Source organism: Gemmiger formicilis, assembly GCF_016900095.1.
GTDB classification, from domain to species: domain Bacteria; phylum Bacillota; class Clostridia; order Oscillospirales; family Ruminococcaceae; genus Gemmiger; species Gemmiger formicilis_A.
Map to the genome: position 1 here is coordinate 148,797 of NZ_JACJJP010000004.1, position 20,113 is coordinate 168,909.

The 20,113-nt window shown below is 63.5% G+C and carries 14 protein-coding genes; 2 read left to right on the plus strand and 12 right to left on the minus strand.

Going from position 1 to position 20,113, the window contains the following annotated elements:
- Window positions 1-118: 118 nt before the first annotated feature.
- The gene (locus tag H6B15_RS03485; protein ID WP_204646169.1) at window positions 119-1,354 is read right to left on the minus strand and encodes an aminopeptidase; all 1,236 of its coding nucleotides are present in this window, start codon (window positions 1,352-1,354) and stop codon (window positions 119-121) included.
- Between the two features lie 177 nt (window positions 1,355-1,531).
- On the opposite strand from H6B15_RS03485, the gene H6B15_RS03490 reads away from it, so the two are divergent.
- Window positions 1,532-2,038, plus strand: a complete 507-nt coding sequence (locus H6B15_RS03490) for a hypothetical protein (protein WP_204646170.1) — start codon at window positions 1,532-1,534, stop codon at window positions 2,036-2,038.
- Between the two features lie 70 nt (window positions 2,039-2,108).
- Here the strand turns inward: H6B15_RS03490 and H6B15_RS03495 are convergent, their stop codons facing one another.
- Entirely contained in the window at window positions 2,109-3,530 is a 1,422-nt protein-coding gene (locus H6B15_RS03495; RefSeq protein ID WP_345941922.1) for a glycine--tRNA ligase, read from the minus strand.
- Window positions 3,531-3,660: 130 nt separating this feature from the next.
- Window positions 3,661-3,894 (minus strand): hypothetical protein, encoded by a 234-nt coding sequence (locus tag H6B15_RS03500; RefSeq protein WP_204646171.1) that lies wholly within the window; start codon window positions 3,892-3,894, stop codon window positions 3,661-3,663.
- Window positions 3,895-4,087: 193 nt separating this feature from the next.
- On the opposite strand from H6B15_RS03500, the gene murC reads away from it, so the two are divergent.
- Window positions 4,088-5,461 carry a UDP-N-acetylmuramate--L-alanine ligase gene (gene murC / locus H6B15_RS03505; protein ID WP_204646181.1) on the plus strand — a complete coding sequence of 458 codons (1,374 nt, stop codon included), beginning with the start codon at window positions 4,088-4,090 and terminating at the stop codon, window positions 5,459-5,461.
- A 69-nt stretch (window positions 5,462-5,530) separates the two neighbouring features.
- Here murC and H6B15_RS03510 read toward each other — a convergent pair whose 3' ends face one another.
- The 9 genes from H6B15_RS03510 to thiI all read right to left on the minus strand — a co-directional run bounded on the left by H6B15_RS03510 (window position 5,531) and on the right by thiI (window position 20,112).
- Window positions 5,531-6,340 (minus strand): ABC transporter ATP-binding protein, encoded by an 810-nt coding sequence (locus tag H6B15_RS03510; protein ID WP_345941923.1) that lies wholly within the window; start codon window positions 6,338-6,340, stop codon window positions 5,531-5,533.
- A complete protein-coding gene (locus H6B15_RS03515) occupies window positions 6,333-7,253 on the minus strand; it encodes an ABC transporter permease (protein ID WP_204646185.1) in 921 nt (306 codons plus the stop codon). The genes H6B15_RS03510 and H6B15_RS03515 overlap by 8 nt, the downstream gene beginning before the upstream one ends.
- A 93-nt stretch (window positions 7,254-7,346) precedes the next feature.
- Window positions 7,347-8,378 (minus strand): ABC transporter substrate-binding protein, encoded by a 1,032-nt coding sequence (locus H6B15_RS03520; protein ID WP_204646186.1) that lies wholly within the window; start codon window positions 8,376-8,378, stop codon window positions 7,347-7,349.
- A 472-nt stretch (window positions 8,379-8,850) separates the two neighbouring features.
- Window positions 8,851-11,472 carry an LCP family protein gene (locus tag H6B15_RS03525; protein ID WP_204646187.1) on the minus strand — a complete coding sequence of 874 codons (2,622 nt, stop codon included), beginning with the start codon at window positions 11,470-11,472 and terminating at the stop codon, window positions 8,851-8,853.
- A gap of 11 nt (window positions 11,473-11,483) precedes the next feature.
- Window positions 11,484-12,803, minus strand: a complete 1,320-nt coding sequence (locus H6B15_RS03530) for a hypothetical protein (RefSeq protein ID WP_204646188.1) — start codon at window positions 12,801-12,803, stop codon at window positions 11,484-11,486.
- Window positions 12,804-12,901: 98 nt separating this feature from the next.
- Window positions 12,902-14,038 carry a peptidoglycan glycosyltransferase FtsW gene (locus tag H6B15_RS03535; protein WP_204646231.1) on the minus strand — a complete coding sequence of 379 codons (1,137 nt, stop codon included), beginning with the start codon at window positions 14,036-14,038 and terminating at the stop codon, window positions 12,902-12,904.
- 82 nt (window positions 14,039-14,120) lie between these two features.
- Entirely contained in the window at window positions 14,121-17,543 is a 3,423-nt protein-coding gene (locus tag H6B15_RS03540; RefSeq protein ID WP_204646192.1) for a SpoIID/LytB domain-containing protein, read from the minus strand.
- Window positions 17,544-17,595: 52 nt separating this feature from the next.
- Window positions 17,596-18,891 carry a competence/damage-inducible protein A gene (locus tag H6B15_RS03545; RefSeq protein ID WP_204646193.1) on the minus strand — a complete coding sequence of 432 codons (1,296 nt, stop codon included), beginning with the start codon at window positions 18,889-18,891 and terminating at the stop codon, window positions 17,596-17,598.
- 27 nt (window positions 18,892-18,918) lie between these two features.
- On the minus strand, window positions 18,919-20,112 hold the full coding sequence (gene thiI / locus H6B15_RS03550; RefSeq protein WP_204646194.1) for a tRNA uracil 4-sulfurtransferase ThiI: 1,194 nt from the start codon (window positions 20,110-20,112) through the stop codon (window positions 18,919-18,921).
- Between the last annotated feature and the right edge of the window lies 1 nt (window position 20,113).

Genomic DNA, 20,113 nt, shown 5'->3' on the forward strand with positions numbered 1-20,113 from the left:
TCCGCTGAGATTGTAGGATTTTGTGTTGATTATACCAAAACTTTGCCCCACGGACAAGACAACGGCGGGGCGCGGCCCAAAGCCGCGCCCCGCCGGGTGGTGTTTCAGAGCAAAGGAATCAGAACGCCCATTCGCCGTTTTCGAAGATCACCACTTCGGTGCCGTCCTTGCACACACCGGTGATGCGGGTGTCAGGGGCGCCGATCATGACATCCTCATGGATGGCGGAATCGTTCAGGCCCTTCTCCATGAGCTGGGCCCGGGTCAGCTTGGCGCCGCCCTTGATGTTGGTGGGATAGCCGGCACCGAAGGCGATGTGGCAGGCGGCGTTCTCATCAAACAGGGTGTTGTAGAACAGCACGCCGCTCTGGTTGATGGGGCTGGACACCGGCACAAAGGCGATCTCGCCGATGCGGTTAGCGTTCTCGTCGGTGGTGAGCAGCTTTCCCAGCAGGTCGGCGTTCTTCTCGGCACCGTGCTCAATGACCTGGCCATCTTTGAAGGTGACGTGCCAGCCTTCGATGAGCTGGCCGTTGTAGACATAGGGCTTGGTGCCGTAGACAGTGCCGTTCACCCGGTCACGGTGGGGCGCGCAGAAGACCTCCTCGGTGGGAACGTTGGCGATGAACTCCACCCCGTTTTCGGCCACGCTGGAAGCCCCCTCCCAGGTGCAGTCGTCGGCCAGGCCGATGGTCAGATCGGTGCCGTTGGAGCTCTGCAGACGCACGCGGTCCAGGTTCCAGGCGTTGAGCTGGTCGCGGTGGACCTTGGTCTTGGCCACGTGTTCCTTCCAGGCGGAGACGGGGTCGCCGGTGGTGACGCGGCAGACCTCAAAAATCACCTGCCACAGCTTTTCCATGGCCTCGTCCACCGGCAGGTCCGGGAAGACCTTGGCCGCCCAGGCGGGCGCCGGAATGGCCACCACGCACCACTGGACCCGGTCGTTCATGGTGTATTCCTGCCAGGACTTCATGAAGGTGCGGCGGGCCAGGCTGACCCGGTTCAGTTTGCCCGCATCCAGACCGGCGAAGGCCTCGGGGTCGGAAGCGTGGATGGCCAGGGTGCAGCAGCCATCCGGGTCCTCGGCGTAATCCAGGTAGCTGCGCAGCTCAAACGGCTTGAGATCACACAGGTCGGCTTCGGCGCCATATTCCATCTGGATGCGGGACAGGCGCTCGTCCTCCCAGCGGACCACCACATTCTTGGCGCCCGCCTCATAGCCGGCCTTGGCGCAGGCGTGGGCAAACTCCGGCATGGTGACCGGGCAGCGGATGATAAAGTTCTGGCGCGGGCGGACGTTCACGCCCACCTTGACCACAAAATCAGCGTACAGTTGCAGATATTTCTTGTCCATAGTTTGTGTATCTCCTTTTCTCCGCACCCAGAAAAGGCGCGGTGTGTAAGCTCACTGTCTTTCAGTATACACGATGCCCCGCAAAAAGAAAAGACATGCCCGGCAAATCCAGGCAATTGCCCCTTGCGAAGCCGCTTTATCACCGCTATACTGAAAGAAAAAAGGAGAGATTCCGCCATGAAAACCGCAAACCGCAATCTGTTGCTTCTGGGCATTCCCGCCCTTCTGGTACTGGTTCTGGGATTTCTTTGGGGCGGCGGCGGAAACCAGATGCTACACACGGCCCATGATATGGTGGAGGAGGCGTCCCACCACGGCGGCTCGGACATGGAAGGCTACGGCGCCCTGGCCCGGATGGCCGGCGCGGGCATGGGCGGCGCCCTGGGTTTTGCCGCCTGGCTGGTGGGCGGCCTGGCCATGATGTACGCCGGGGCCATTCTGGTGCTGAGCGTGGCGGCACGTTTGATCTACGGCAAGACGCCGGGTCGGATTCTGGCCTACCGCATTGTGATGTGCCTGGCCTTTGTGGTGCTGCTTATGCCCTACCCCAGCATTCTGCGCACCTTTGTGCTGGCGCTGGCGGGCGGCAGTTTCCTGCCCCTGTGGTTCGGGTATCTGGTGGTCACCCTGATTCTGGCCGTGGTGGGGTGCCGCAACACCTATTCCCGCAAGGTTTATTACTGAACGGCAGTACAAAAGGCTCCCGCCTGTCCGGCGGGAGCCTTTTCTGTTTGTATAGGCAGCAGGGTCAGAATCAGAAGGCCACCTTGGCGGCGATGTAATTCTTCAGCTCGCTGATGGGCATGCGGACCTGCTCCATGGTGTCGCGGTCACGGACGGTGACGCAGTTGTCAGCCTCGGTCTTGTCATCGCCCACGGTCTGGAAGTCCACGGTGATGCACAGCGGGGTGCCGATCTCATCCTGGCGGCGGTAACGCTTGCCGATGGAACCGGCGTCGTCGAAGTCCACCATGAAGTCCTTGGCCAGCTCGTTGCGGATTTCCATGGCCTTGCCGGACAGCTTCTTGGACAGAGGCAGCACGGCGCACTTGAAGGGAGCCAGGAAGGGATGCAGGTGCAGCACGGTGCGCACGTCCTCCTTGCCCTTGGAGTCGGTGAGATGCTCCTCGTCGTAGGCTTCGCACAGGAAGGCCAGGGCCACACGGTCACAGCCCAGAGAGGGCTCAATGACATAGGGGATATAATGCTCGTTGGTTTCGGAATCGAAGTATTCCAGGCTCTTGCCGGAAGCTTCCTGATGGCGGCGCAGGTCGTAGTCGGTACGGTCGGCGATGCCCCACAGTTCGCCCCAGTCGGTGAAGGGGAACGCATACTCGATGTCGGTGGTGGCGCGGGAGTAGAAGGCCAGCTCGGCGGCTTCATGGTCGCGCAGGCGCAGGTTTTCGTCCTTGATGCCCAGGCTCAGCAGCCAGTCGTGGCAGAACTTCTTCCAGTAGGCGAACCATTCCAGGTCGGTGCCGGGCTTGCAGAAGAATTCACATTCCATCTGCTCGAACTCGCGGGTGCGGAAGGTGAAGTTGCCGGGGGTGATCTCGTTGCGGAAAGCCTTGCCCACCTGGCAGACACCGAAGGGCAGCTTGCGGCGGGTGGTGCGCTGGATGTTGGCAAAGTTGACAAAGATGCCCTGGGCGGTTTCGGGACGCAGATAGCAGGTGCTGCTGGAATCCTCGGTGACGCCGATGGCGGTCTTGAACATCAGGTTGAACTTGCGGATGGGGGTGAAGTCATGCTTGCCGCACACGGGGCAGACCACCTCGTCGTGGGAGGCGATGAAGGCATCCATCTCGTCAAAGGTCATGGCATCCACGTCCACACCCTTGCCCTGCTCGCAGTCGGCAATGAGCTTGTCGGCGCGGTGGCGGCTCTTGCAGGCGCGGCAGTCCAGCAGCGGGTCAGAGAAGCTGGCCACGTGGCCGGTGGTGACCCAGGTCTGGGGGTTCATGAGGATGGCGGCATCCAGACCCACGTTGTACTGGCTTTCCTGCACGAACTTCTTCATCCAGGCCTTCTTGACGTTGTTCTTGAACTCAACGCCCAGGGGACCGTAGTCCCAGCTGTTGGCCAGGCCGCCGTAGATCTCGCTGCCGGGGTAGATGAACCCGCGGTTTTTGCAAAGGTTGACGATCATGTCCAGAGTCTTTTCACTGTTTTTCACTTTACTCTCCCTCCCGCGTGGCTGGCTGCCACACAAGCGATGTATTCCCATGCCGATACCGGCACAATAGGGCTATTATAGCACATTGCCCCGCCGCGAGCAATAATATAAAAAGGAGCCTCTTCCCTCTTCACAGCAGCTGGGCCGCGATCTGCCGGGCCAGACCCAGCAGCACGACGGGTTCATCCAGGGTGGGGTCCGCCTGCACCAGCCGGGAAAGCTCCTGCATCACCCGTTCCACCTTGCGGGCCGGAACACCGATGCGTCCCAGTTCCTTCGGGGTGATGCACACCGGCACAAACACCTTGCCGGCGCTGCACAGGGCGTGGGGATTGAAGCCGTAGATCAGGCTGCTTCGTTTCATGGCGGGTTCCTCTTTCGGTGATTTGGGCGCGATGGCGGCGGTCCGCCCGGGAATTTTTCGGCCATATTCGCCCTTTTTTCAAAAAAAGTGTTTATTTTGCGGCCAAAAAATACTATAATCATTATATCATGCATAAAAGCAGAATCAACCTGTCCCCGCCGTGGGCGGCCAGGTATTTTTGAGGTGAGGACCGATGCCTTTTTTCAACACCTATGATCCCAGACTGCTGGATAACGTCAAGCACGTGCACCTGATCGGCTGCGGCGGTTCGGGCATGTATCCCCTGATCCAGATCCTGCACACCCGGGGGCTGACCTTGTCCGGGTCCGACGTGGAGGAAACCAAGATCACCGAATCCGAGCGTGCCATGGGCATGACCGTGGCCCTGGGCCACGACGCCGCCAACATCCAGGGCGCTGACCTGGTGGTGTACAGCGCCGCCATCCACGACGACAACCCCGAACTTTCCGCCGCCCGTGCCCACGGCATCCCCGCGGTGGAGCGCAGCGTGCTGCTGGGCTATGTGAGCCGGATGTATCCCATGACGGTGGGCGTGTCCGGCACCCACGGCAAGACCACCACTTCCGGCATGATCACCACCATGCTGGAGCTGGCCGGCAAGGACCCTGCGGCGGTCATCGGCGGCAAGCTGCCCCTGATCCATGGTTACGGCAAGGCCGGCAGCGGGCAGACCGCGGTCATCGAGTCCTGCGAGTACCACGAGACCTTCCTGCATCTGACCCCCTACATCGGTGTGATCCTGAACATCGACAACGACCATCTGGAATACTACCACACCATGGGCAAGCTGAAGCTGGCTTTCCAGAAGTTTGCGCTGCTGTCCCGTACGGTGGTCTTCAACATGGATGATCACAACACCGTGGATGTGGTCAACTCCATCGACCGCCCGGTGCTCTCCTTCGGCATTGAGGAGGAAGCCCGTTTCCGCGCGGTGAACATCCAAGAATACCGTCCCGGCTTCTACGAGTTCGACGTCAACGAGCTGGACGATCACTTTGCCCACCTGCGTCTGGGCGTGCCGGGGTACCACAACATCTACAACGCCCTGGCCATGTGCTGCTGCGTGCGGCCCCTGGGCCTGACCCCCGCCGACGCCGAGCGCGCCGCCGAGAATTTCAAGGGCACCGGCCGCCGCTTTGAGGTCAAGGGCGAGACGCCTTCCGGCGCCGTGGTGGTGGATGACTACGCCCACCATCCCGCCGAGCTGGCCGCCACCCTGGCCACCGCCCACAAGATGGGCTACGACCGCATCATTGCGGTGCACCAGCCCTTCACCTACAGCCGCACCAAGGCCCTGATGGACGACTTTGCCAAGGTGCTGGGCACCGCCGACGTCTGCGTGCTGCTGCCCATCATGGGCAGCCGTGAGGTGGACGACGGCAGCGTGCACACCGAGGACCTGGCCGCCAAGATTCCCGGCAGCGTGGTGGTTGACGGGCTGGAGAGCGCCGCCGCCTGGGTGCGCGAAAACACCAGGAAGGGCGATCTGGTGGTCTGCATGAGCTGCGGCGATCTGTACAAGGCCGCCGACAGGATGGTGGAATGAGTTTTCCACCAAATTCCCATAAACAGTGAAAAAATTCCCCGCACCGTTGTGGTGCGGGGAATTTTTGCTTTATTCTTCGGCCTGGCTGAGCAGCACCCGGTCGTCGGACAGGGCATGCCCGGCGTTCTTGGCAAACCGTTGGAGCAGGTCGTCCACGGTCAGGCCCTCGCGCTCGGGGCCGGTAATGTCCAGCACAATGCGGCCGCTGTCCATCATCAGGGTGCGGTTGCCCAAGGTCAGGGCGTCGTGCATGTTGTGGGTGATCATCAGGCAGGTGATGTGGTGTTCGGCCACAATGCTCTTGGTCAGTTCCAGCACCTTGTCGGCGGTGGCGGGGTCCAGGGCGGCGGTGTGTTCATCCAGCAGCAGAAGCTTGGGGGTGACCAGGGTGGCCATGAGCAGGGTCAGGGCCTGGCGCTGTCCGCCGGACAGCAGGCCCACCGGCTGTTTCATCCGGTTTTCCAGCCCCAGCCCCAGCTGGGCCAGACGGGAGGCAAACAGTTCCCGGTCCGCCCGGGTGATGCGGGAGAAGGGCGAAGTCTGCCCCGATGCCCGCAGGTAAGCCAGGGCCAGGTTTTCCTCGATGGTCATGTTGGGCGCGGTACCCCGCAGGGGGTCCTGGAACATCCGGCCGATGGTCTTGGAACGGCGGTAATCCGGCAGGAAGGTAATGTCCTGGCCGTCCAGCACGATAGAGCCGGTGTCCGGCACAAAGGAACCGGCGATGGCATTGAACAGGGTGGACTTGCCCGCACCGTTTGAGCCCACGATGGTGGCAAAGTCTCCGGGTTCCAGGTGCAGGTTGACACCGGTCAGGGCTTTCTTTTCATTGACGGTGCCGGGGTTGAAGGTCTTGCCCACATTTTTCAGATCAAGCACGGCTGCCACCTCCCTGTTTGCCGGCCGCCCGGCGGCGCCGGGCAAAGGCCACATTCTTTTGAATGGTGGGGGCGGCGATGGCCAGGCCCACAATGACGGCGGAAAGCAGCTTCATGCACTCGGAGGGCACGTTGATGCGCAGGGCCAGGGCGATGATGAAGCGATAGAGCACGCTGCCGCCGATGGCCGCCACCGCCTTGACCCACAGCCCGCCCCGGGCGAAGATGGTTTCGCCGATGATGAGGGAGGCCAGACCGATGACCACCATGCCGGTGCCCAGGTTGATATCGGCGGAGCGCTGGTACTGGGCCAGTACCGCCCCGGACAACGAGGTCATGGCGTTGGCCACGCACAGCCCCACCGTGACGGTAAAGGCGGTGTTGATGGAACTGGCCCGGACCATGTCCGGGTTATCGCCGGTGGCACGGATGGAAAGGCCCAGCCGGGTGCCCAGGAAGAGGATGAGCAGCACACAGACCACCAGGGTGATGAAGGCCGCCACAACCAGTTTGTAGGGGGCGTTCTCCCCCATCAGGTCCTGGGCAATGGTGAACACCGTGGTGGTTTTGAGCATGGGCACGTTGGAGGAAAAGCCCATGATAGCCAGGTTGACGGTGTACAGTCCGGTGTTGGTGACGATGCCGGCCAGGATGGAGGGCACGCCCAGGCGGGTTTGCAGAAAGGCGGTGACAAAGCCCGCACAGGCACCGGCCAGAATGGCCAGGACCAGCCCCAGGAAGGGGTGTCCGGCCACGGCGGCGGTGGCGGAGACCGCACAGCCCAGGGTGAACGCGCCGTCGGTGGTCATATCCGCGATGTTGAGCACGCGGAAGCTGAGGAACAGAGCCATAGCCACAAGAGAATAGATGCAGCCCAGCTCCAGCGCGCTTTGAATGATGGCGATGGATAACATGGTCGGCAGGACCTTCCTTTCCGGAAAATGGTTTTGACAAAGGCAAAAGCAGCGCACCTGCAAGGGCGCTGCCTGCCGTTGGTTATGGGGTTGTTATTCGGCCGCGGTGACAACTTCCTTCAGGGTGCCGCCCAGGTCGGCGAAGACGGAAGGACCGATGCCCAGGGTGGCGGCGGTCTCGGTGTTGACGGTGATGATGCCGCCTTCCATCACGTGATATTCGGGCACAGTGCCGGTCTGCAGCACATCCAGGGCCATGTCGGCGGTCTTGGTGCCCAGGTCGGTGTAGTTGACGCCGCAGGTGGCCAGAGCGCCGGCGGTGACAAAGCTGTCTGCACCGGTGTAGTAGGGCACGCCCGCGTTGGTCAGGGTCTCGCTGACCGCAGCGGCCGCCGCCATGACCACGTTATCGGTGGGGGTGAAGACGGCGTCGGCCTGGTCGGCCAGGTTGGCCGCGGCGCTGAGCACCTCATCGTTGGTGTTGCCGGTGGCCTCCACATAGGCCACGCCCTTCTCATCCAGGTAAGCCTTGGCGTCGGCGATGGGCTTTTCGGAGTTGGTTTCGGAGTTGGAGTAAAGCAGGCCCACGGTCTGGATATCGGGGTCGGCGGCAAACATCATATCCAGGATGAACTTGGTGTCCAGGGCGTCGGACGTGCCGGTGACGTAGTCGATGCCGGTGAGGTCGGCGGCCTCAGGATCGGAGATGGCGGCGTAGATCACCGGGGTTTCGGTTTCCGCCGCAGCGGTGGTCATGCACTGGGCCGCCAGGGACGCGATGGGAATGATGGCGTCATATCCGTCGGAAACGACCTGGGTACCGATCTGGTTCAGGGTGGTGGCGTCGTTCTGGCCGTTGAAGTCCTTGTATTCGATGGAAATGCCCAGCTCGGCGGCCTTGGCGTCCAGCTCCGCCTCGATGGCGGTGCGGATCTCGTCCAGGCTGGCGTGGTCCAGCTGCTGCACAATGGCGATGCGGTAGCCGTCCGCCGAAGCACTGTCGGCGGTGGCAGCGGTATCGGCAGCGGCAGAGCTGCCGGAGGAAGAGGAAGACGGAGCGGCGCCGCAAGCGGCGAGGGAGAGCGCGAGGGTGGCGGCGGTCAGCATAGCGATGGTCTTTTTCATGGTAAGCATCCTTTCTTTACAATCACATACAATAACGGGCGGACGAGGTTCGGATGTTCAGCCCCGCCATCGCTCTGCCAGTCGGATGTCTTTCATGGTATGGCCCCCTTATCGGTCGGATACTGCCTGCACCGGGGATAAAAAAACTGCCCTTGCACAGACCTGTCGTCTGTGCAAGGGCAGGAACAAATTCCTGTGGTGCCACCTTGCTTGCTGTGTGAAGACACAGCCACTCTGCGGAGAGCCAACACTCCCCTGCCCTGTAACGGGGGCTTCCGTCAACGGATACTGGGGCAATGCCTTTTCCCCGCGCCCTCGGCGAACCATTTGTCTGCGCCGCTTACCGCCCCGTTCCCAGCTTCGGGGGCTCTCTGTGGGTGCGCCTGCAGTTTTACTTTCGCCTCATCGGTTTAGCTAATTAAAGCACAGTTCCACGGTTTTGTCAACACTTGCAGGAAAATTTTTGGTTTATTTACCGTGCAGCGCCCTGGGAATCCTCCTCCGCGTCTGCGGGCGCGGCGGTCTCGGTGGCGGGAATCAGCAGAATTTTCTGGAAATAGGCGGACGCAGGCTGCTCCGATGTCTGGGATTCCGCCGTCAGGATCCCGTTGTCCTGGGCATAGGGGCTGTTCTTGCCGTCCAGCGCCAGGAAGTAGGCCGAGCCTTCTTCTTCCTCTTCCTCCGTCGCGGCATCGTCGGTGGGGGCGGGGGTGAGCGCGGGCTCCTCCTCTTCCCCGACCAGTTCCGCTGTCAGTTCATCCGCTTCGGTGAGGGTGGTGTAAAGCTCGGTGCCGTTCACCGACGCATCGGCAGGCTGCTGGCCCTCCCCGTCCACATCCAGGCAGACGCCCAGGATGGAACACACCTTGCCTGCCGCGGCGGTGGAACCGGTGTTCACCGCCATGGCCAGGGTGGTATCGGGGATGCTGCCGTCGCCGTCCAGGTCAACCGGTGCCAGCAGCACCTGTTCCGGGGCAAACATGCCGAAGAAATTCTGATCGCTGTACTGCTGCCAGGCCGTGGTGAAGTTGGCGGCCAGCTGGGCCGTATCCGCCGCGGTGCCGGTCTGCAGATTCTGCAGCAGGGACTGGGCGCGGGAAAGGTTCTCCCCGAACAGGATGCTCAGGTCGTTTTTGTCGGTGTCGCTGCCGTTGGCCATGCGCTGCAGCCGGTACAGCAAACGATAGGGAGAATGGCTGCGCAGAGCATTGCCCTGCTGCATGTTGGTCAGCAGGTTGCGGGCGGTGGTGCCGGACAGCGCTTCTGGGTCGGCCTCCGCATCCAGCAGGGTGGTCAGACCGGCCAGAATGTCGTCGGCGTCCGTATCGGTGCCGATGCCCACCACCGTGAACTTGCCGCTGTCCAGCTGGCTGTCGTTGTAGGTGTACAGCCAATCCCAGAAGTCGGTTTCTTCCCCGGTGGCAAAGGTCATGCCGCTGCCGGTTTCAATATAGCTCTGCAGCAGCAGGGCCTGGGCGGGGCCGCAGTCTTCCAGCAGCACGTTCACGCCCTGGCTCTCGTGCAGGTATTGCAGCAATGCCTGCTTCATCTGCCAGCTTGCGGCGGTGTTTTCGGGGGCGCCCGCCAGGAACACCCGGTAGTTGCCGTTGCCGAAATCCTCCCCGGTGATGCCCTGCTCCAGGTCCACCGGGCTGCTGTTGGCCGTCAGGTAGGTCTGCTCATCGGTCAGTTCCTGGGCGGGCTGGTCGTCGGCGGTCTCTTCGGTGGCGGCGTCCACTTCCACATGGGCGGCGATGGCGTCCTGGGCACTCAGATCGTTATACAGGAAATCCTGCAGAATATCGCTGTTGGTCTGCCAGTCGGGGTCATACATGGTACGGTCGTCCATGCCGGTGCGCACACCGTAGGTGCCGTCCACCGGCAGGGACATCTGGTCCGCTTCCACCCCCAGAAATCCGGGCAGCTGCACCAGCAAAGCGGCAATTTCGCTCTTGGTGAAGTTGGTCTGCACCAGAGGCAGAACGGTGTTGAGCAGGTCGTCCAGCTCAGTGACCGAGGCGTGCTGGATCTGGTCCAGCACCGCCTGAATGACGGTACGCTGGCGCACAATGCGCTGCCAGTCGTTGTCAATGGCCCGCAGACGGGCATACTGCAGGGCGGTGTAGCCGTCAAAATGGTTCAGGCCCGCATGTACTTTGCCAATGATCAGCATGGAGTTGGAGGGCACTTCCCAGTTCAGGGCGGCGGCCTCCATCTCGGTCAGCTCGATGTCGATGCCGCCCACGGCATCCACGATCTGCACAAAAGAGTTGAAGTTGAACCGCACATACCGGTCCACATCCAGGTTCAGGCATTCCGCCACCGTGTCCATGGTCAGGCGGGCACCGCCGTAACGGAAGGTGTGGGTGATCCAGTCATACTGCCCTTCGTATCCGTCCAGCAGGATGGGCACACCGGTGGCACGCTCGATGGAAACCAGCTTGATGGTGTCTTCCTGGATGTTCAGCGACGCCAGGATCAGACTGTCTGCCCGGGCATTCTCACTGAATTCAGTGGTGTCGCTGGTGCCGTCCAGATCGTTCAGGTGGGTGAAGGCATCGGCGTCGTTGACGGCCTCGGTGCGCTCATCGGTGCTGATGAGCAGGATGTTCAGCACATTGTCATCCTCAAAGGGGCTGCCTTCCGGCATGACCATCTCGCCGCTGTTGTGTTCCAGGCCGGTGCCGTCCAGGTCCTGGTCCTCCCCCGCGTCGATGGATCCCACGGTGTCCACCGTGCCGTCATCGTAGCGGATCAGGTCCAGCTTGCCGTTGATATACGCCACCGCCAGCCCTGCAAACACCACAACCACGCAGACAATTCCCAGCAGGACCCGCCCCCACAGGGGCAGACGCCGCTTTTTGGCCGCCGGCTGGGCGGGTTCGGACTTGCCAGGCTCCGCCGGTTGGTCCGGGGCCGGGGTTTCGGTTTTTTCCTGCGGTTGTTCAGACGGCTGTGTTTCCTCCGGCCCGGCCGGGGTTTCCGGCTGCGGGGCTTCGGCGGAGGGTTCCGCCTTCTGCGCCGGCGTCCGGTTGGCGTCTTCCCCGCTGTCTTCCGGGTTGGCGTTTACCGCCTTTTTTTCTTCTTCCTTCATAATCATCTTCCTCATTGTTGGCGCCGCAGACGGCGCAGGCCCGCTTTCAGGCCGCAAGAGTAGTACAAAAACGCCAGCCCCGCAAACACCGTGGGGGCCAGGGCGCGCCAGGTAAACCAGCCATGCTGGATGGAGTGGGTCCGCAGCACCGCCAGCCACACCGGGGCCATCAGGGCGGTGAGGCCCAGGGGCAGCGCCCGCAGCAGCGCGTCCTTACCGCGCAGGCAGAGGACAAACAGTGCCACACACAGAACCGCCAGCACCACCAGCGGCCAGAACAGCCCTTTGGACTGCAAGGTATCGTACACAAAGGCAAAAATGTTGCCCCAGGTCAGTTCCATGCCGTGCCAGGTATCGGCGGCGGTGCGCACCCCCATCTGGTGAACGGCATCGGCAATGACGTTTTCCCCGGTGACAAGGCCGGCCAGCACCCATTTCAGGCCCCAGCACACCCCGTAGCCCACGCCCCAGCACAGGGACCCGGCCACCACCGGCGCGCACTGGCGTACCCCGGCACACAGGCGCTGAGGCACACAGACCAGCCAGACCGCCATGGGCAGCCCCAGGGTCAGGATGGGGGTGACCAGCAGGTCACAGAAGGCCGTGGCGGTGCCCAGCACCACCAGCCCCACCGCCAGATCAGTGGCGGTGCGGGGACCGAAACGCCGGTCCAGCACCCAGGCACAGCCCGCGTAGGCCAGGAAAAAAGTGGTGAAGAACTGCACCTGCCGGGGCACAAAAAACACACTGACCGCCAGCTGGCTGAGCAAAAACCACACAGCCGGACGCCAGCCGGCCTGTTTCCACAGCCGGGCCAGCACCAGGGCTAGCAAGGCGAACAGCACCACATACTGCACCAGCCGCACCTGTCCGTAGCTCAGGAAAGCCAGCAGCGGGCGCAGCCAGATCAGATACCCGTGCCAGTACCTTGCGTAGGAGAAGGCATCCAGATCCCCGGGCAGGTCGTCGCCGTTCTGGCGGGCGTCCAGGTAGTCGGCCAGGTCGTCCTGCATGGTTTCGAAGTTATCCACATTGTAAGTAGTGGCGCGCATCATGGCGGTCAGCGGGTCGGTTTCATCCGCCGCGGCGGCCTCAAACAGCATGATGGTGTCGGTGTAATTGTCCATCTGGAAGAGCTTGAACCCGAAATATTCGGGGTACAGGCCCTCCTGCTGCAAAAGGGGCACCGACCGGGCAATGTTGCGCCGTACCGGCGCGCCGGGCACACAATAGGCCGCAAACAGCAGCACAAACAGCAGCGCGAACGAAACCGCAAAGGCTGCCGCCGCCCGCCCCAGAAAGGCCGGGCCTGAAGGTGATTTTTGCCGCACGGATGGGGTCTCCTTTCCTGTGGGCACACAATGGTGCATTATGCATCAGTATACCACACCGGGACCCGCCAAACAAGTGAAAAGGATGTGTAACCTACTTACCGGGCGTCGGCCTGCCGGGACACCGACAGCACAATGCCCATTTCTCCCAGCAGCATGAGCAGGCTGGTGCCCCCGGAGGAAAAGAACGGCAGGCTGATGCCGGTGTTGGGGATGGTGTTGGTGACCACCGCAATGTTGAGCACCGCCTGTAAAATCACCTGGGTCACAAATCCCACCACCAGCAAAGCGCCGAATTTGTCCCGGGCACGCACCGCAATCTGCATGCCCCGCAAAAACAGGGCCAGGAACAGCAGCACCACCAGCGCGGCCCCCACAAAACCCAGTTCCTCGCACAGGATGGAAAAGATAAAGTCGTTCTGGGGTTCGGGCACATACAGATACTTCTGGCGACTGTTGCCAAGCCCCAGCCCCACAATGCCCCCCGAAGCGATGGCGTACAGGCTCTGGATGGTCTGGTGCCCTGCCCCCAGCGGGTCGGCGAAGGGATCCAGCCAGGAGGACAGACGGCTGGTGGCATAGGGCACCAGGTCGGGCAGGAACACCACCGCCGCGGCAATGGCCCCCACCCCCAGAACTGCCGCCGCGCCGAACCAGCGCAGCCCGGTACCGCCCACGAACATCAGCACCGCCCCGATGCCCAGAATCAGCACGGTGCCGGACAGGTGGGGTTCCAGCAGCATGAGCACCGCCACCGCCCCCAGCACCAAGGCAAAGGGCAGCACCCCGGTGGAAAAGCCTTTCATCCTGTCATGGTTGAGGGAGATGATGTGGGAAAACACCAGCACCACCGAAAACTTGGCAATCTCGCTGGGCTGCAGGGTGCCAAGGCCCGGAATGACGATCCAGCGCTTACAGCCGTTGTATTCCGGCATGAAGAGCACCACCACCAGCAGTACCAGGGAAATGCCCATGAGCCACCAGGCCAGCTTGTGCCAGATGTGGTAATCCACCAGGGATGCCGCGTACATGGCCGCGATGCCCAGCGCCGCAAACAGCAGCTGGGGACGGATGTAGGTGTAGGCGTCGCCCCGGCGGTACAGCGCCACCGCATACCCGGCAGAGAAGAGCATAAGCAGCCCGTAGGCCAGCAGCAACAGCAGGATGGCCGCAAAAGGCAGGTCGAAGCCGGACAGCGTTGCGGTGCGCTTTGCCAGCTTTTTGACGGCGGACATGGACATAAAAAAGCCCCCTTCCCCGCCTATTGTACGCGGGAAAGGGAGCTTTTAGTCAGCGAAACGGGAAAATGTTTCCGGCTCAGCCGATGGTGGTCAGGGTGGTGCCGGGGTAGTAATGCTGCAGAATCTGCTGGTAGTTCCAGCCGTTCTGGGCGTAGCCGATGGCCCCCCACTGGCTCATGCCGCAGCCGTGGCCGTAGCCGTACACATCAAAGATGAAGCAGTCCAGGCCGGCGTCATATGTAACGGTGAAGCACTGGCTGCGCAGGCTGCGGCCGTCCACGCTGCACCCGGCGGTGAGCACTTCCCGGAACCAGCGCCCGGAGCAGGTATCATTGCCACTGGCGTTGGGGCCGATCTGAATCTGGGAAACCCAGCCGTATTCGTTGGTGGACAGGATGGTGAACCAGCTGTTGGGGTCCACACCCGAAAGGTCCACGCCCATCTTTTCCAGAATGCGGTCCTGCAGGGTCTGGCGGGCAAACCGGGCGCAGCCGGTGTTGTAGCCGTTGGTGTTCCAGTTGGAGGCCACGCTCTGGTCATAGGGGCTGGCCACCGCCACCAGCCAGGGACGGGACCCGCCCCAGACATCGGCGGAGGAGGCCGTACCGGTGGAGGCCGAGGCAAAATACGGGGTGAAGCAGACCTGGCCGTTGTAGGTTACCAGCACGTTGGCCACTTCCTGGGCGGCGGCCAGTGCCGCGCTGCCCGGGCTGGAGCCGGACACCGCCGGATAGCCGCTCTGGCTGAGAATCCAGCTGTGGGTGGCCACGCACTGGGCCTTGTAGGCTTCGGCCGGGGCATTGGGGCCCAGCTCGTTCTGGGCCACCATGGCCAGGCAGGTGACCAGGTCCATGGTCTGGGCGCTGCCGTTCATGGTCACGTTGATGGTGGCCGTGACCGGTGCGGAGCTGCCGGAATCCCCGGACGGCTGAGAAGGGGCCGGTTCCGAGGGCTGGGAGGTACTTTCCGAACCGCTGTCGGACCCGGTGGTGCTTTCGGAGCCGGTGGACTCCTGGCTGCTCTGGGGCGCCTGGGTGGGCGCGGGCGTGGCCGTGTTGGTCATCAGGCTTTCCACCGATACGCTCTGTTCCGGCAGGGAGCCCTCGGCGCCCTGATTGATGTTGGTTTCGGCGGCCCCCGCCTGGCCCGCAATGTCGGTCAGACCGGCCATCAGGTCATCCGCCGAGGCAATCAGGTCCTGGGTCTGCTGGGACAGGGCCGCCAGGGATTCATCCAGGGCGTTGGAGGAGGAGGATCCGCTGCCGGTATTCTGGGAACTGCCACCGGTACTGCCGGTACCGCCGGTGCCGGCGCGCAGGCCGGTCAGGTCGGTATAGCGCTGCATCTGGCCGGTGAGCAGGGTGGTGCGGTCGGGGGCGGCCTTGCCCTCGTTTTCATACTGCACCCCGGTGAGCAGGGCGTTTTCGTTGGTGGAGATGGTGGCGGTCAGGGCCGGATCCTCATCCTGCCGCACCAGGCGACCGGTGACACACAGCTGCACACCCTCGGTGCTGCTGTCCCCCACCAGGGTGAGGAAGCTCTCGCCGTCAGCGGAGGAGGAAGTGCTGTTGTACAGGCTGCGGGTGCCCGTATCCAGCACAAAGCCCAGGTAGTCGTAGTAGTTGGACAGGTCGGTGTAGGCCGTGGGGTCGAAGCCGTCGGTCTCGTTGGGGTCGCGGTAATACACCGCCACTACCTTGCAGCGGTAGGTGGCGCCGGGCAGATACAGGGTGAACCCGCTGTTCTGCTGGATGTTATCCAGGTCTTCCAGGTCTGCCAGGCTTCCGCCCCAGTCAATGACCGTGTTGGAGGGCGTGGCGCTGCCCAGCCAATTGTCGGTGGCGAAGATGGAGGCTGCGCTTTCCGACAGGCTGCGGGCATCCTCCCGGTCCTTGGCATAGACGAACTGGCCGTCCATGCCGGGCAGGGCCAGATAACCGCTGACACCATCGATCTGACGGATACCGTTGGACAGGTATTTTTCCGCTGTGGCGTCGAAGGTGGCGGTGCCGTATCCCTTGGGGGCCGGGCGTACGCCCAGGTCATTGCGGAAGAAATACCACACAGCCCCCGCGCCCAGGGCCAGGATCAGCAGCACGCACACAAAGGTGAGCACCGCGCCCCGACGGCGGCGCCGCTGGGTCTTTTCGATCATGGCCAGGCTGCGGTTCTTGATGGCAGAAGCGTCCGAGGCACGGCGCTTTTTGGGCGGGGCGGGCGTTTCGGGCACATCTACCTTGTCAAACAGCATGCTGGCCGCCTGCTGCAGGTCCTCGGTGGAATGGGGCGGTTCCTTCTCATCCGCCGCCATGGCTTCCGCAATGGCCTTGGGGTCCAGTCCGGCGGAGAAATCCGGAATTTCCTCATCCAGCAGCGAGGGGGCGGGCTGCCCGCGGGTGGTGTCCTCCGCCGCCGGGGCGGAAGCCGGTGCGGCGGGCGCGGTAAAGGTTGTGGTGCTTGCCTGCCGGACCCGCTGCTGGCGGGAAGCCGCCGCAGCCTGGGCGCCGGCGGTGGTGAAGTCCATGGGATCGGGCTGCACAGGGGTCTCGAACCCCAGGGCGCGGGTCACCGATTCTGGCACCGGGGTGTCCTGGGCAGGGGCCGTCTTGGCCGCGGCGGGACGGGCGGCGGTGTCCGGGGTTTCAAAGGTGATGGTGCCGGTGGGTGCGGAATCCACCGCCGGTGCGGTCTGGGCCGCCGGGCGCTGCCGACGGGGGGTAAACCGACCGGTGGAAGGCGCCGTGCGTGGTTGGCCTTCCGGCGAGACGATGAGCAGCGGGCGCTCGTGCCCGGGGCGGAAGGTAATGGCCGAGGACAGGGGTTTCAGCCCCAGGGCCCGGCGGCGCACCATATCCAGAATGCTGTTGGCGATGGCGGCGTCGCTGTGGTCGGGGCTGACCGCCGTGGCCACCGCCCCGCGCTTGTCACACAGCAGCACAAAGGGTGCCTGGCCTACCGTGGCCGGCATATACACCACCGCGTAGTCGGCCCCGCCGAAAGACAGGGCCAGCTGGGCCCGGCCGGCGGCGGCCTGCACCACATCCCCGGGGAATTTTTCCAGCAGAGACGCCGGGGTCACCAGCTTGCGGGCGGTTTCCCGGTCGGCCCAGGTCTGGGTGCCGAAATCGTAAGCGGCTTCGCTGTGTTCCAGAGGCTGCAGCCGCGCCCCGATCAGCCGGCCGGTGGTTTCGTCGGCAGCCACCAGCAGGCGGCGCTTTTTCAGCAGCACATCCAGGGTGGCCTGGGCCAGGCTGGTCTCGCCGTCGGCATACACCGTGTCGCCAAGGCGGGCACGCAGCTTCTGGACCCACTTTTCGCAGTATTCGTTGGCCATGGCCTGCGTGGGGGCGCTGACCTGCACGCAGACGGCAAACTCGCCGTCGCGCTCCAGCAGCCGCAGGCCGGAACAGCCTTCGGCCTGCACGGCGCGCAGCGCGGCACGGACTTCGGCCGCCGGCAGGCCGAACACCCGCAGGATGCGCATTTGGCTCGATAGCATAGAGGGTTCCTCCTGTTGTGATCAAAGGTAAAAAACGGGGATGCGTCCCCGGTTACAGGTCGGGTACGGGGTCACCGGGTTCCAGGGTGATGCCGGAATCCGGCGGCAGTTCCAGTGCCATGCGGCGCAGAAGATCCAGCGCGTACAAAGCGGCCCGGGCGCGGATGACCGGCCGTTCCTGGTAGCCACCCAGCTCCAGCCGCATGAGATAAGCGCGGCCGTTGCGGGCGTCGGCCCCGGCCAGGTAGACGGTGCCCACCGGTTTGCCGGGCAAAGCGCCGCCGGGACCGGCCAGACCGGTGATACCGATGGCCAGATCCGCCCCGGACGCCTGCAGCGCCCCCCGGGCCATGGCCACGGCCACCGGGCCGGATACCACGTTGTATCGTTCGATCAGGGCCGGCTCCACCCCCAGCAGGCGGGATTTGGCCTGCTCGGCGTAGGTGACAAAGCCGAAACCAAAGACCTCGCTGGCGCCGGGCACGTTGGTGATCTTTTCGGCCACCAGGCCGCCGGTGCAGCTTTCGGCGGTGGCCACATGCAGGCCGCGCTCCCGCAGAATCCGCACCAGAGTGTATTCCAGGCCGGGCACGTCGGTGTCGTAGGCGTTGTCCCCCAGCACGGCCCGGAACTCCGCAATGCGGGCACGGCAGGCCGTTTCCGCCTCCTCGGCGGTGGCGGCCCGGGCGGTGACCCGGATTTCGCTCTCCCCTGTCTTGCAGTAGATGGCGGCGGTGGGGTTCGCGCTCTCAAAGAGGGCCGCTGCCTTGCTGGCAATGCTGCTCTCCCCGCCCAGGACCCGCAGGGTCACCGAATGGATGGTGCAGTTCTGCCGGGCCTGCAGCGCCGGGCGGATCTGCTCGGTCCACATGGCCTTCATCTCCCGGGGTACCCCGGGCATGAGCACGGCGGCATGGCCCTGCTCATCCTCAAACCAGGCGCCGGGGGCGGTGCCGTGGTCGTTGGGAATCTTGTGCCCCTTGGTGGGCACCATGGCCTGTTTGCGGTTGTTGGGGCTGGGGGTGCGGTGGGTGCGGCCGAAGAAGGCCACAATCTTGTCCCACTCTTCCTCGTCAAACTGCAGGGTATCCCCGAAGGCTTCGGCCACCGTCTCCTTGGTCAGGTCGTCCTCGGTGGGGCCCAGCCCGCCGGAAAAGACCAGCAGGTCGCTGCGCTGCCGGGCCTGGGTAACCAGTTCCCGCAGACGGCCGGGGTTATCCCCGATCACATGCTGATGCAGCACCGAGATGCCCAGCTCCGCCAGTTCCCGGCTGAGAAACTGGGCGTTGGTGTTGACGATGTCTCCCAAAAGAAGTTCGGTTCCCACACAGATAATCTCTGCGGTCATGGTCATTGCCTCCGTATGCAAACAGACTTAAAATTCGGGCTGGTCCCCGATGCGCACAAAAATCTTTTCCACCGTGTCAGCCGCCACCTGTTCCAGCTCGGCCAGGCCGGGCATGTTGGCCTCGGCGGCCTCGATTTCGGCCAGGGTGGGCTTGGTTTTGGGGTGGGGCGGGGTGAAGATGGTGCAGCAGTCCTCGTAGGGTTCGATGGACGTTTCAAAGGTGCCGATCTTGCGGGAGATGGCCACAATGTCGGTCTTGTCCATGCCGATGAGCGGGCGCAGCACCGGCAGGCTCTGGGCGGCGTCGGTGCAGGCCAGGGCCGCCATGGTCTGGCTGGCCACCTGGGCCAGGCTTTCGCCGGTGATCAGGGCTTCCATGGCGCTCTTGGAGGCCACCTTCTCCGCAATGCGCAGCATGCTGCGGCGCATGAGCACGGTGAACAGCGGGGCCGGGGCATGGTCCCGGATATACTCCTGGGGCTTGGTGTAGGGCACCACAAAGAGCACACAATCCCCGATATACTCGGACAGCTCACAGGCCAGGGCCTGCACCTTCAGCTTGGCGCGCAGGCTGGTGTAGGGCGGGCTGGCAAAATGGATGTGGTGCAAGGCCAGGCCCCGGCGGGCCATGCAGTAGGCCGCCACCGGGCTGTCGATGCCGCCGGACAGCAGGTTCAGTGCCCGGCCGCTGGTGCCCACCGGCAATCCGCCGGCGGCCTCCACCTTGGGGCCGTGGATGTAGGCGCCGTTATCCCGGATTTCCACCATGATTTCCAGCTGGGGATTGTGCACATCCACCCGCAGGTAGTTGTGGTGGGACAGGATATAGGCCCCCAGTTCCCGGCAGATTTCCGGGCTCTTCATGGGGTATTTCTTGTCGGCGCGCTTGGCCTCCACCTTGAAGGTGCGCAGCCCCCGCAGCTGGGGGCCCAGGTAAGCCTCGGCGGTGCGGCAGATGTCCTCAAAGTCCTTGGTGCAGCAGACGGCCCGGCTGAGCTTGACGATGCCGAACACCTTGGAGATGCGGCGGAAGGCTTCGTCCACGTCCAGGTCGTCCTCCTGGGGTTCGATGAAGACGGTGCTCTGGGCGGAATGGACCTTGAAGGGGCCCAGGTCTTCCAGGCGGTGGCGGATGCTCTTGGCAAGGCCGGCTTCGAACTTGCCGCGGTTCAGCCCTTTCAGGGTCATTTCGCCCTGGTAGGCAAGGATGATCTCTTTCATG